Annotated in this window: 10 protein-coding genes; 3 read left to right on the top strand and 7 right to left on the bottom strand. The window is 68.2% G+C overall.

Going from position 1 to position 13,585, the window contains the following annotated elements:
- Window positions 1-34 precede the first annotated feature (34 nt).
- From clpB to G481_RS25295, 7 genes are all read right to left on the bottom strand, one after another.
- The gene (gene clpB / locus G481_RS0120690) at window positions 35-2,653 is read right to left on the bottom strand and encodes an ATP-dependent chaperone ClpB (protein ID WP_028031695.1); all 2,619 of its coding nucleotides are present in this window, start codon (window positions 2,651-2,653) and stop codon (window positions 35-37) included.
- Between the two features lie 239 nt (window positions 2,654-2,892).
- Complete coding sequence (gene map / locus G481_RS0120685; RefSeq protein WP_028031694.1) at window positions 2,893-3,642, bottom strand: type I methionyl aminopeptidase; 750 nt, start codon at window positions 3,640-3,642, stop codon at window positions 2,893-2,895.
- Window positions 3,643-3,714: 72 nt separating this feature from the next.
- Window positions 3,715-4,482, bottom strand: a complete 768-nt coding sequence (locus G481_RS0120680) for a hypothetical protein (protein WP_028031693.1) — start codon at window positions 4,480-4,482, stop codon at window positions 3,715-3,717.
- A gap of 221 nt (window positions 4,483-4,703) precedes the next feature.
- Window positions 4,704-6,242, bottom strand: a complete 1,539-nt coding sequence (locus tag G481_RS0120675; RefSeq protein ID WP_028031692.1) for an ATP-dependent DNA helicase — start codon at window positions 6,240-6,242, stop codon at window positions 4,704-4,706.
- Window positions 6,243-6,295: 53 nt separating this feature from the next.
- Window positions 6,296-6,946: a response regulator gene (locus G481_RS0120670; protein WP_028031691.1), complete on the bottom strand. Its 651-nt coding sequence runs from the start codon at window positions 6,944-6,946 to the stop codon at window positions 6,296-6,298.
- Window positions 6,943-9,099 carry a sensor histidine kinase gene (locus G481_RS0120665; protein ID WP_028031690.1) on the bottom strand — a complete coding sequence of 719 codons (2,157 nt, stop codon included), beginning with the start codon at window positions 9,097-9,099 and terminating at the stop codon, window positions 6,943-6,945. The genes G481_RS0120670 and G481_RS0120665 overlap by 4 nt, the downstream gene beginning before the upstream one ends.
- Before the next feature lie 374 nt (window positions 9,100-9,473).
- Window positions 9,474-10,484, bottom strand: a complete 1,011-nt coding sequence (locus tag G481_RS25295) for a YcaO-like family protein (protein ID WP_154664705.1) — start codon at window positions 10,482-10,484, stop codon at window positions 9,474-9,476.
- Window positions 10,485-10,600: 116 nt separating this feature from the next.
- Between G481_RS25295 and G481_RS24770 the strand changes: the two genes are divergently transcribed.
- The 3 genes from G481_RS24770 (at window position 10,601) to G481_RS0120645 (ending at window position 13,511) form a co-directional block, all read left to right on the top strand.
- Window positions 10,601-11,275, top strand: coding sequence for an N-acetylmuramoyl-L-alanine amidase (locus tag G481_RS24770; protein WP_154664704.1), 675 nt, complete (start codon window positions 10,601-10,603; stop codon window positions 11,273-11,275).
- 17 nt (window positions 11,276-11,292) lie between these two features.
- Window positions 11,293-12,951 carry a peroxidase family protein gene (locus G481_RS0120650; protein ID WP_028031688.1) on the top strand — a complete coding sequence of 553 codons (1,659 nt, stop codon included), beginning with the start codon at window positions 11,293-11,295 and terminating at the stop codon, window positions 12,949-12,951.
- Window positions 12,952-13,025: 74 nt separating this feature from the next.
- Window positions 13,026-13,511: a hypothetical protein gene (locus G481_RS0120645; RefSeq protein WP_028031687.1), complete on the top strand. Its 486-nt coding sequence runs from the start codon at window positions 13,026-13,028 to the stop codon at window positions 13,509-13,511.
- Window positions 13,512-13,585: the final 74 nt, after the last annotated feature.

The following is a 13,585-nucleotide window of genomic DNA, read 5'->3' as shown; positions in this document are numbered from 1 at the left end:
CGTAAACGGGGGCCCGAAGGCCCCCGTTCTGCAGTCAGTGCAGCATCACGCCTTCGCGCGGGGGCTGGGGCGGGCGACCACCGACATGGCCGTTGATCAACAGCCCTTCGGGCCCGGCGGTGACCTGAACGGTTGCCCCGTCCAGCACCTCGCCCGACAGCAGCAGCTCGGCCAGAGGATCCTGCACATGGCGCTGGATCACCCGCTTCAGCGGGCGGGCACCAAAGACCGGGTCATAGCCTGCATCGGCCAGCCAGTCCTTGGCCCCCTGATCCAGGTCCAGCACGATCTTGCGCCCTTCCAGCCGCTTCGCCAGCCGGCGCAACTGGATTTCGACGATGCCGTCCATGTTGTCGCGGGTCAGCCGGTCGAAGATGATCGTCTCGTCCAGACGGTTCAGGAATTCGGGGCGGAAATGCCCCCGCACTGCCTCCATCACCTCGGCCCGCGCGGCCTTGCTGTCGGTCCCCTCGGGCAGGACGCTCAGCGCCTGGCTGCCAAGGTTCGAGGTCAGCACGATCAGCGTCTGCTTGAAGTCCACCGTCCGGCCCTGACCATCGGTCAGAACGCCATCGTCCAGCACCTGCAGCAGCACGTTGAACACGTCGGGGTGGGCCTTTTCCACCTCGTCGAACAGCACGACCTGATAGGGCCGGCGCCGCACGGCTTCGGTCAGCACACCGCCTTCGTCATAGCCGACATAGCCGGGAGGCGCGCCGATCAGCCGGGCAACGGCGTGTTTCTCCATGAATTCCGACATGTCGATGCGCACCATCGCGCTGTCGTCATCAAAGAGATATTCCGCAACCGCCTTGGTCAGCTCGGTCTTGCCCACGCCCGTCGGCCCCAGGAACAGGAAGCTGCCCAGCGGGCGCCCCTCGTCGTTCAGGCCGGCCCGCGCACGGCGCACCGCGTTCGACACGGCGACCACCGCCTCGCGCTGGCCGATCACGCGCTTGCCCAGCTCCTCTTCCATCTTGAGCAGCTTCTCGCGCTCGCCTTCCAGCATCTTGGCTGTCGGAATGCCGGTCCAGCGTTCGATGACTTCAGCGATCTGTTCCGGGCGCACGGCATCGGACACCAGCTTGGCGTTCTCGTGGCTGTCAGCCTCGGCCAGCTTGCGTTCCAGCTCGGGGATGCGGCCGTATTGCAGCTCGCCGGCCTTGGCAAAGTTGCCGTCGCGCTTGGCGATGTCCAGCTCGGCCCGGGCCTTGTCCAGCTGCTCCTTGAGCTCGCGGTTGCCTTCCAGCCGGTCGCGCTCGGCCTGCCACTGGGCGGTCAGCTCGGCCGATTTCTGTTGCAGCTCGGACAGTTCCTTGTCCAGCTTCTCCAGCCGGTCCTTGCTGGCCATGTCGTCCTCGCGCTTGAGCGCCTCGGCCTCGATGGTCTTTTGCAGGATCTCGCGGTCCAGCGCGTCCAGTTCCTCGGGCTTGCTGTCGACCTCCATCCGCAGACGGCTGGCGGCCTCGTCCACCAGGTCGATGGCCTTGTCGGGCAGGAAGCGGTCGGTGATGTAGCGGTGCGACAGCGTGGCAGCCGCGACCAGGGCCGAGTCGGCGATCTTCACCCCGTGGTGAAGTTCGTATTTCTCCTTGATGCCGCGCAGGATCGACACGGTATCCTCGACGGTCGGCTCGCTGACCATGACCGGCTGGAACCGGCGGGCAAGGGCTGCGTCCTTTTCGACGTGCTTGCGGTATTCATCCAGCGTGGTCGCGCCGACGCAGTGCAATTCCCCCCGCGCAAGGGCAGGTTTCAGCAGGTTCGCCGCATCCATCGCGCCATCGGCCTTGCCGGCGCCGACCAGCGTGTGCATCTCGTCGATGAACAGGATGATCTCGCCCGCTGCGGCGGTGACTTCGGACAGGATGGATTTCAGCCGTTCCTCGAACTCGCCGCGGTATTTCGCCCCGGCGATCAGCGCGCCCATGTCCAGCGCCAGCAGCTTCTTGTTGCGCAAGGATTCCGGCACATCGCCATTGACGATGCGCAGCGCGAGGCCCTCGGCGATCGCGGTTTTCCCCACGCCCGGCTCGCCGATCAGCACCGGGTTGTTCTTGGTCCGGCGGCTCAGCACCTGCATGGCGCGGCGGATTTCCTCGTCGCGGCCGATGATCGGGTCGATCTTGCCTTCGGCAGCGGCTTCGGTCAGGTCGCGCGCATATTTCTTCAGCGCGTCATAGCCCTGTTCGGCGCTGGCGCTGTCGGCGGTGCGGCCCTTGCGGATGTCGTTGATCGCGCCGTTCAGCTTTTGCGCCGTGACGGCCCCGGCATCCAGCGCGTCCTTGGCCTTGCTGGGCACCATGGTCAGCGCCATCAGGATGCGTTCCACCGGGACAAAGCTGTCACCGGCCTTCTTGGCCAGCGTCTCGGCCTCGGTCAGGATGCGCACAAGCGATTGATCGGTATAGACTTCGCCCGATCCACCCGAGACCTTGGGCAGCTTGTTCACGGCAAGCTCCACAGCCTCGCCCACCCGTTCGGGGGCGCCGCCGGCACGGCGGATCAGATTGGCAGCAAGGCCCTGATCGTCATCCATCAGGGCTTTGAGCAGATGTTCGGGGGCCAGCCGCTGATGGCCTTCCCGCATGGCAATGGTCTGCGCGGCTTGCAGAAACCCGCGCGAACGCTCCGTGAACTTTTCCAAATTCATCGGTATCTCCCTTTCTCAAGCGCCGCCCCCGCCCGCCCGGATCTCCGGCACGGGGCCTGTCGGCCTCAAGGCTCAAGTGGGGAGGGCGCGGCGGAAATGCAACACCCCGGACAGTGTGCCAGAGGCGATTTTGCCAGATCGGGTCAATCGGCCCCCGACCTGGCCCAGCGGTGCAGTCGAGACCCCGGCCCAAGGCCGAGGCGTGGTTGCCATCCGTGCCGTGTCGCCGCCAGCCCGTTTCAATGGGGCAGGGTGACGATGATGGCGCCCCGATCCGTCGCAACGACGGTATGTTCGTATTGCACCGCCGGGGCGCGCGGCTCGGCGTAAAGCGTCCAGTCGTCGTCGCCCTGCGTTGCCCAAAGTCCGCCCATCGACAGTAATGGCTCAACCGTCAGGACCAACCCCTTGTGAATGCGCCGCCGGTCACGGCGGTTCGGCCAGGTGGCGATCTCTTCGGGATATTCATGCAGTGCCCGGCCCACCCCGTGGCTGGCCAGGTTCCGGATCAGCGTATAGCCGCGCGCCGAGGCAAAGCGCCCGATGGCGGCGCCAATTCCAGCCAGCGGCTTGTCAGCGCCAACCTGGGCGATGCCGATCTGCATGGCGCGCTTGCCATCGCGGCACAATTTGTCCAGCGCGAGGGGAACCGGGCCCGACCGGAATGTCGCGCCCGTATCGGCGAAATACCCGTTCCTGGATGCCGAGACGTCGATATTCACCAGATCTCCGGTCCGGATGATCCGATCGCCTGGGATGCCGTGGGCAATTTCCTCGTTGACGCTGATGCAGGTGGCTCCTGGAAAGCCATAGGTCTGTTCCGGGGCGCTGATGGCGCCCGCCGACTCCAGCATGGCACGGCCGATATCGTCCAGCTCGCGCGTGGTCATCCCCGGCTCGATGGCCTTGGCCATGCCGTGCAAGGTGTTGGCCACGATCCGGCCGACCTCTTGCAGACCGTCCAGATCGTCCTGGCTGGTGAGTGTCATTCCATGCTCCGCATCAGGCGTCAGGATATGCGCCTGATCGGGCGCGCGTTCAATGGCACGGGCGGCGGGTTGCTATTTCTTCGGCTTCAACAGCTCTGCCGGCCGCAGCGCCTCGGCCGCCTTGAACAGGCCGAAGGTCTGGTTGACATAGTTCACCACGCCCGACATCTGCTGAACCCAGGTCTCGATCTCGGGCGTGCGCTCGACCTCGACCACCTGGATCGGGCGGTCGGGGCCGTCGCCCTCGAACTGGCAATAGAACAGCGGATCGCCGCGCTTGATCACCAGATCCTTGCTGGTGTCGTGCCATTCGAACGCCCACATCAGCGGCCGCACCCAGGCATGAATCGGAAAGCGCCCGCCAAAGATGGTGCCCGGCAGCGGCACGGGACGGTAATGGGCAAAAGCGTCCAGCTGGGTGATATAGCACATCTCCTCGGCCACGAAGCAGTAGGGCAGCGACAGTTGCACCGTCGGCCGGTCGGGATAGCGCCATTCGACCTCGTTCACCAGGGTCAGCACCTGCCCCAGCTTGTTCGACCGCACAGCCCCCGCTGGCCCGGCGCGGTTGATCAGATGCGGCACCCCCTTGGCATCGCGGCCAAAGCCGATGTGCAGATCGAACGGGCAGCGCACCATGAAATAGCGGCTTTCCAGCTGGATCACCCCAGGGCAGCGGGCGGCCGACTTGGAATGCGTGCGGTTGGTCTGGCGAAAGCTGACCCGCTCGGGCGGGTAATACATCACCGCGCCCTTGTCCTCGCTCAGGAACCACCCAACAGTGATCGGCCCCGATTTCGGATCGCCCTCGGGGCGGGTAATGTTGATGCTGAATTCCATGGCTGAAACCTTCCGTGCCCGGCCGCGCGCGCGGGATCATGCTGAATCAATCGGCCCTGCAGGTCAATCGGCGCCAGCGCCAATCGGCATCGCAGGACCGGGAAACGACCGCCACTCTTTGCCTTTTTTCAAATACCCTCCGGGGGTGAATTGGCTGCAAGGCCAAGAGGGGGCAGAATGCCCCCTGCGAGGGTGACAACCAGCCGCACGGCACCGCCCGATCACTCCTGGTCTTCGGTTGTCGCCTCCAGCGCAAAGGGTGCCGCCGGGCCACGCAGATCGTCGACCGACAGGGGATGCTGCGGGCGGGCCAGCCGGTTGCGGACCACCCAGTGCAGCCGGGTTTCCGCCCGGGTGATCGCCACATAGGCCAGCCGCTTCCACAGCGGGATCCCGGCCTCGGACCGCCCGGCCGCCGCAGCAGCCCACAGGTCGGGGGCAAAGACCTGCACCTCGGGCCACTGGCTGCCCTGCGCCTTGTGAATCGTCACCGCAGCGCCATGCAGGAACGCCGCCCCCATCCGCGCGGCCGACGGGATGAAGGGCTCTTCCTCGTCCGGCTTTTCGATCTTGATGATCGAGGCGGCCGAGATCTGCGGCTCTTCGGCACCAAATACATGCAGGCGGGCAAAGCCGTCGCGCTTGCCGGGGCCCAGATAGATGACCTGCGCCCCCTTGATCAGCCCGCGTGCCTCCAGGTCGATGCGCTTCTTGCGATGCTTCAGCGGCAGCTCGATCCCGTCGCATATCAGCGGCTCGCCGGGCAGCAGTTCGGTCTCCGGTGCGCCATGCGCCGCGCGAAAGGCGGTGATCAGCCGGATCCGCGTCGCATTGCGCCAGACCAGCACGGGCGAGCGGGCCATCAGGTCGCTGTCCACGCGCTGGGCCAGATGCACCCGATCGTCATTGCGCGCAGCGCGTTCGACCATGCGCTCGAAATCCTCGAACCCAAGATCGGGATCGGCCAGCGCATGGGCCAGATCAAGGATCGGGTTGCCGTCCTGCTGGCGGTGGATGCGATTGAGGTGAATGCGCCGCTCGGGTTTCAGGCGGTCAAACACCATCTCGCCCGACAGGCCGACCGGGGCCAGCTGCGCCGGGTCGCCAAACAGCACCAGGGTGGGGAAGATCTCTTTCAGGTCTTCGAACTGCCGCTCGTCCAGCATGGAACTTTCATCGACAAAGCCGATGTCCAGCGGCTCTTCCCGCCGCTTCCAGCCCTTGATGAAATCGCTGCCGCGCAGGCCGGCGGCCGCCAGCGCGCCGGGGATCGACTTGACCGTCTCGTAGAACGCCTTGGCGCGGTCCAGCGCAAGATCGGTCAGCTCCTCCATCACCGGCCGCTCGCCCGTGCCGGCCAGCCATTCGGCCAGTCGTTCATATTCCGGCGCGTAGATCGGGGTATAGAGGATGCGGTGAATGGTGGTCGCCGGCACCCCGCGCGAGCGCAGCACGCTGGCGGCCTTGTTGGTGGGGGCCAGCACGGCCAGCGTGCGCCGGTCTTTCTTGCGCCGCCCTTCGTAATCGCCCGAGACCAGCTCCAGCCCGGCCTCGGTCAGTGCCTTGACCAGCGTGGCCAGCAGCATCGTCTTGCCCGATCCGGCCTTGCCGGTGACGGCCAGCACCCCGCCCCCCGGCCCGTCCGCAGGCAGCAAAAGCCCGTTGTCCAGATCGACCCCCGCCGACTGCAAAAGGGCCGAAACCCGGTCATGGGCTTCGGCCTGGTCGTCGGAAAAGGTGACGGCGGGCAGCGCATTCATGCGCGCACCTTATGCCGGGCGGACCAAAAAGGGAATCCGTTGCGGCACCTGATCTATCCCTCGCCCGCCGGGCGGGCGGCAAGGCCCATGCGGGTCGCATGCCACGAGGCTTCGGCGCGCGAGGAAATCCCCAGCTTGCGATAGATTGCCTTGATATAGCCGGCGACCGTGGTTTCGGCCAGACCAAGGGCCGCTGCGACCTCGGTATTGCGCATCCCGCGCCCGATCAGGCCCAGAACCTCGGTCTCGCGCTGGGTCAGGTTGGCGTCGGGGGCGGCGGCAGGGCCGGTCAGGCGGAAATGTTCCATGATGCGCCGGGCGACCGCAGGCGACAGGGCGGGCACCCCGGTGGCCAGTTGCAGCAACTGGCGCGACAGAACCTCGGCGGGCTGTTCCTTGAGCAGATAGCCATCGGCCCCCGAGGACAGGGCCGCCACGATGCTGGCATCGTCGCCCATCGCGGTGGTCACGACACACAGCGCCCCGCTTTGCTGGTTGCGCAGCGCGCGCAGCACATCCAGCCCGCTACCGTCCGGCAGGCCAAGGTCGATCAGCGCCAGATCGAAGCTGTCGCGCAGGTGGCCTTGGGCCGCGCGCAGGGTCGCGGCCTCGGTCAGGCGGGCGCCGGGATAGGCGGCATGCACGATCGCGCCCAGCCAGCGGCGGGTTTCGGCAACATCCTCGACAATCAGGACCGATCTCATGCCGGGGTCTCCACGCGGGTGACGGGCAGGGTTGCGCGCACGCGGGTTCCGCCCTGCGCTGTTGTCTCAAGGCTGATCTCGCCGCCCAGACCGGCGGCGCGCGAGCGCATGTTGGACAGCCCGTTGCCGCCCCCCGGCGCAGGCGAGGCGCCGGCCATGCCCCGGCCATCATCCTCGATCGTCACATGCAGCCGGTCGGGGGCCGCCCGCACCGTCACCGCCACCCGCGCGGCGCCGGAATGGCGCAGGGCGTTGCTGACACCTTCGCGCAGGATCGAGCGCAGCGCATGGGCCTGACGGGGGGCCAGCCGGGCCGGCCCATCGCCTTGCACCGACCAGTCCAGCGCGATGCCGACCGCCGACAGATGCTCGCCCAGGGTGGCCCGCAGATCGGCCAGCAGCTCGTCCAGCCCCAGATCGGCGCGGTTGGCATTCGAGATGATGTCGCGCAGATCGCTGAGCGTCTCGCGGATCAGCGCATCCTTGCGCTCGGCCGAGGCCGAATGCAGCGCGCCCATCAGCTGGATGCCGATGTTGTCGTGCATGTCCTGCGCGATGCGGGCGCGTTCCTCGGTGACGCCGGTTTCATAGGCGCGGCGGCTGGCGGCGGCCTGATCCAGCATCGAGACCATTTCCGACGCCAGCGCCTGATCGTGCGACGAATACAGCGCCCGCCCGTGCCGCGCCCATTCCAGTCGCAGGGCCGGCAACGAGTCGACCGCCGGAATGTCCAGCATGGCGCCATCTTCGGCCAGCGTGGCGGCCTGGGGCGAGCGGGTCAGCGGGCGGATGTGCAGCGGGTCGAACACCCCGGTCAGCAGCGCCTGCCACCTCTCCAGCCGCGAGGCGCCGGGCGGGGTCAGGGCCACATCGGTGATCTGGCGGAACAGCGTGCCCGAAACCTCGGTCCGGCGGCGCATGAACCGCCGCGCAAGGCCGTCGCGCATGGGCAGATACAGCAGTGAAACGGCCAGAAGCGACAGGCCAAAGGCCGGCGCGCGTTCCATCGCGATCATGACGATCAGCGCGGCATCCAGTATCAGCAGCAGCATCATGCCGCCAAGGTAGAACAGGATGCGAAAGGCCCAGTCCTCCAGCTCGAACAGCCGATAGCGCGCGACCCCCAGCGCAAGGCCCCCGTAGATCGGCAGGAAGAACAGGAAGGCAAAGCCCTGCGAAAGCGGGGCATCCAGATGCAGCAGGATCGGAAAGATCACGGTGATGACAAAGGCCCCGGCCCCGATCAGCACTGCCAGCCCGAACCACCGCAAGGCCGCGCGGCCCCGTGGATCGCCGCGTGCGGCGCGATACTGCAACGCCACGCAGACCGCGATCGCGCCAAGCGCGATGACAACCGGCAACTGGAACCCCAAAGCCGGGTCCGGCAGCAGCCGCATCTGGTTCGCCAGCCACCACAGCCCCAGCCCCGCCGATGGTGTCCATAGCCAGTGCGAGGGCACCAGGCGGGCAGGGTAGGACAGGAACAGCCCGATCATCCCGGCCCCGAAGATCAGGGCGCCCAGATGGTTCAGCCCCGACAGGATCCGGAATTCCGCCGCCGGCAGCGCCAGCTCGCGCGTGGAATAGACGGCTGCGGCATGGGCGGACAGCATCAGCCCCACCCCCGCCAGCCACAGGAACCGCTCGGCCCAGCTATGGCGCAGGCCCAGCACCCAGCTTCCGGCGCAATAGCCGAACAGGCCGACAAACAGCTGGATCCAGAACACGGCGGGCAGCGTCCAGAACGGACGGGTTGGCAGCGGGCCGGGCAAGTCATGGGGCCCCGCGCCGGTGGTCAGCCGCACCCCGGCCGGATCGCGCAGCGCACCGGCCAGCTGGCCCTGACGCGCGATGAAGCGATCATAGGCCGCGAAACTGGCCAGCATGTCGGGCTCTTCGATCAGATCCCCGCCATCGAGCGGCACCGCCGCCACACTGATCAGCCGTGTTCCGGGCGTCAGTCCCGCAAGGCCGGCCGGGCCGGTGGGGTCAACCTCGATGATCCTGACCGCCCCTCCATCCGGATCGGGCCCAAGTGTCACGCCAAGCCAGGGTTGGCCAAGCGCGATCACCAGCGTTGCCGCGACGGCCAGCAGGCCAGGGGCCACGGCGGCCATGAGCAGAAAAATCGGAGAGGTCAGCCAACGGGGCATGGGGGTGTCAATGAATCCAAGAATCGCGTCCTCCCAAGGTAGCGTGAAAATCCGGGGGCGCATCCCCCCCCGAACGGGGGGCAGATCGGCCGGGGGACGATCCAGAGGATGATGTCACGCGGCAAAGGCCGCGCGGCACCCACAAGATGTTGTCGGGATCATTGGTTCGGGCGCACGGCAGCATCGGGGCGAAGCGGGGGGGGGATTCCAGTGACCGGCGCACGATCCTTGTGGCACGGCTGATGCGCGGCGCGATCGCGCGGCAGGGCTTTGCCCCGGATCCGGGTCTGGATCGCAGGGGACCGACGCGTCCCCCGCGTGGTTCGCGCAATGCCCGCCTCTGGGCCGGACCCTTGCGCGCGCGGCCCGAGCGGTCACACCGGGCCGGGGGTCCCCATGGGCACCAGCAGCCCTGGTGCCAGCGCGCGCAGCACGACCAGCCCGTCGCCGGGCAACGACAGGACGGCAAAGCGTGGCTGGCAATCGGGGCCCGGCACGGGGCCAGGGCCCTGGTCCGGGTCGGTCAGGTCAGGCCGGCGCGCCAGCAGCGCGGCGCGTGCGCCGAACCCGCCCGGCGGCGGTGTAATGCCCTGTTCGTGCAAGGCGCGCTGTTCCAGATGCAGGGCGAATTCGCCCATCACGGCCTCGGTCGCGGCCTTGCAGGCTGCCTCGGCGAGGCTGGCGGCGCAGCCATATCCTGGAATCACCCCCCAGGGACCTGCGGACAGCGCCGCAATCACCACCAGCCCCGCCGAGGCACCTGGCAAGAGCAGATAGCGCAGCCGAGGCGCCGGGCTGGCGCCCCGCAGCGCGGCTTCAAGCGCAAGGGCCGCGGGCGGCGCGGGCAGGGGGCGGGCAGGGGCCCTGGCTGCAAACCACAGGGCGATCGCGTGGCGCTCGATGGCCTCGTGCCGGGCGGATCGCGCGGCGGTGGCCGTGTCGGGACCGGCGCCAAGCCCCGTGCCATCGGCAGCCCCGACCGGCCCGCGCAGCAGGCCATCGGGGGCGATCCGCCCGGCCGGACGCAACTGCGCATCCATCACGGGCAGGCGGCCATCTGCGGCAAGGCGCGGATCGTCCGGGCGGCGATACAGCGCCCGCGCCTCGGCCACCTCGCCCATGGCGCGGGCAAAGGCGGCCTGCGGGGTCGGGCCAATCCCGGCGGCATGGGCGCGCTGGCCGGGCAGTGGCGCGTGACTGGCACCGCAGATCACCGCGCCAGGGGCCAGCGGCGGGCGGGCAAGGAACAGCCCGGTGCAGCCACCGGCCAGGGCCGCATGAGCCGCCATTGCCGCGCCCAGTCCGCCGGGAAACCCCGCGATGGCCACCTGGGCCGCGCCGGCCTGCAACGCCATGGCAGCAGCTGCGAAATCCTCTGGCCTCACCGTTGTCTCCTGCCGCGCCGGCGCAATCACGCTGCGATCACGCGCCCTGTGCGAATCATGTCCCTGCCGCAAGATGGTGCCGCGGCGCCCCGCCCTTCGAAAGGCCTGCAATGTACATGAGCCGTGTGAGTATCTCCCAGTTTTCGCTGCCGGCCGCACAGCGCCCGCTGTCGGCGCCGCTTGCGGTCGAGCCGTATCCGGGGATCCGCACGATATGGGAACGCTCGACCCTGCGTTCGGCCGGGGATCCGGTGTTCGGGGTCGAGGCGCTGGTGGTGCATTGCGCGCGCAAGGCGGGAACCGATCAGGCCCTGTCGCTGATGCAGGCGGGCCGCGCCAGCTGGCACTGGATCGTGCCTGCCGCGGCCGAAGACCAGCACGGCCGCTTTATCTGGGCGATTGCCCCCGAAGGCCGCGCGGCGCGTCATCTGCCGGCCCGCCTGACCCATCCCGCCATCGCTGCGGGGCGCCCCCGGCTGAACCATGTCACGCTGTCGGTGCTGCTGGCGGCGGACCCGCAGGCACCGGGGGGCGCCCCGTCGCCGTGGCAGGTTGCCGCACTCGCCCAGTTGATCCGCCATGTCTGGGCGCGCTACCCTTCACTCCACCATGTGGTGTGTCGTTCGGAAATTGATCGCAACACGCCGGTATCGCAACTGGACTGGGCGCGCCTGCGTCATATGGTTCTGGGGCTTCCGCCGACCGATCTGCCACCGCTTGTCGCCAAGGCCACGCCGCTGGCATTGCTTGATCGCCCCGAGCCGGCCGAGCCGGCGCTTCGCGGCATGTAAGGGAACCTGAGGGCACCATGCGACACGGTCAGGGGTTCGATCTGGTCTTTCAGGAATGGCTGCGGATTGCGGCCCAGCCCGCGCCCGACCGCGCCGAGCCGGCGCCGGGGTTCGACCGGTATGAGCCGATGTTCGACTATCAGCCCTCTGAACTGCTGGACGATCCGGCCAGCGGCGTTGCGCTGCCCGATCTGCTGGCAATGCTGGCGCGGCTGGCGACGCAGATGCATGTCGGCGCGCTGAAGGTGGCAGGCAGTGTCGGGCGGGTGCCGGCGGGCTATACCTACCTTGGCCAGTTCGCCATCCACGATCTGGTGAATACTGCCAGCTTCCGCACCACGCTGGACCGCAACCTGCCGCGCCGCCAGTTCGGCAGCATCCAGAGCGCGGCGCTGGATCTGGCCTCGCTGTATGGGGGCGGCCCGGCCGGCAGCCCCGCCTTCTTCGAGCCCACCGACGAGACCGAGCACCGCGCCCGGTTCCGCCTGGGCTGGATGCGCGACAGCAGTGGTGATCCGGCGCGGCTTGGCCAGCCAACCAGGCAAGAGGATATCCCCCGGCTGGCCCTTGGGCCCGATGTGGGGGCGGCGCCCGGCGACAAGCGGTTCGACCCGCTGCTGGCCGATACCCGCAATGCGGACAACCTGATGATCAGCCAGCTCGTCGTGCTGATGATGAAGACGCACAACCGGCTTTACGATGCGGCGCATCGTCTGGCGGCTGACGGGCGGGCGCACAGCCGCTTGTTCGCCCGCCCCTTCGAGGCTGCGCGCTGCATCCTGACCGCGATCTATCATCGCATCCTGCGCGAGGATTTCCTGCCGCGCATCCTGCCCGATGCTGCGCTGCCGGTGCTGGACACCCCCGCGCCCGCAGCCGGTGTGCGGCTGGAGGCGGCACTGGCCGTGCTGCGCTTTGGCCATGCCATGGTGCAGCCGGTCTACGACTTCAGCGCGGTGCATTCGGCGGGCGGTCCTTCGGGCCAGGCCCGGCTGGAGCGGCTGATGGATTTCTTCGGGATGCACCCGACCCGCGATCTGCCGGCCGACGATACCTGGGTGATCGACTGGTCGATGTTCCTTGACCCGCTGCCGGGGGCTGATCGGCCAGTGCGGATGAACCGCGCCCGCCCCTTTGGTCCCACGATTGCCGAGCCGCTGCGCACCCATGCGGCGACCCGCATCGCACCGCCCGCCGAATTGCCTGCGCTGGCAGGCCATCGGCTTGGCCTTGGCTGGCGCACGATGGCCAAGGGCGTGATGGCGCGTCTGCCCACCGGCCAGGCGCTGGCGCGCCGGCTGGTGCAGGCCGGGCGGATCAATGCGGGCGACGTGGTTCCCACGGATGCGCTGGAGCGGATGCTGCGCGCCGGCCGCACCGCGGGCTGCATTGGCGAGCGCTGCCTGACCGAGGCCGACATTGCCTTTCTGGCGCAGCGCAGCCCGCTTTTCTTCTACATCCTGGCCGAGGCGCGGCATTTTACGGATGGCGACAAGCTGGGCCCGGTCGGCGGGCTGATCGTGGCCGAGACCTTTGCCTCGGGCCTTGTCGATCCGGGGTTCGGGGGCGAGGTCAGTCTGAGGACCGCGGCCACGGCCCTGTGGCAAGAGCTATACCCGTCCGGTCCGGCGATGCCCGCGACCATGGCCGAACTCGTGGCCTTTGCGGCCGGGTGACAGAACAGGTCCATCGGGCACGCGCCGCCCGGTGGTCGCCGAAAAACAAGGCGCGAGGACAGAAGGACAGATCCATGAATGACAGCCAGACGAACGATGCGCCCGATATGACGGGCAGCCTGACCAAGGACGAGGTCATCGCGATCCTGTCGCAGGATTATGCGCTGGACTGCACGCAATCCGACCCCAGCCTGCTGATGCAGGTGCCCGATTCCGCCGCTTTTGCCCGCTTTGGCCGGCTGATCCTGAAGATGGCGCTGGGCGAGCTGGACCCCGCCAGGGTGCCCGAGCCGGTGATGCGCGAGGTTCTGGACGATATCGGCATCCCGATCCCCGCCGACTGGGCGATCCGGTTTCAGCCGCGCCCGCCCAAGACCTTCATCGCGATGTACCCGGGCGCCGACATGGCGCTGGCCGCGATCTGCCGGTTCCGCCAGCCGGGCGGCGATTACCCGATGCCGCCGCAGTATGGCGACTGGCTGTCGGGCAGCTCGGGCATGACCGAGGAACAGTTCTACGAATTCCGGGTGGGCGATTACACGCTCAGCTATTGCCGCTAGTCGGTCCCGGTGCTCTGCCGTCCCCAGCGGCAGAGAGACTTTTGAGGCAGAAATTTTCATCCATTCATTAGGCC

It is taken from the genome of Gemmobacter nectariphilus DSM 15620, from assembly GCF_000429765.1.
GTDB lineage: Bacteria > Pseudomonadota > Alphaproteobacteria > Rhodobacterales > Rhodobacteraceae > Wagnerdoeblera > Wagnerdoeblera nectariphila.
Note: the sequence above shows the minus strand (reverse complement) of the source record. Positions and strands in the feature narration are given on the sequence as shown.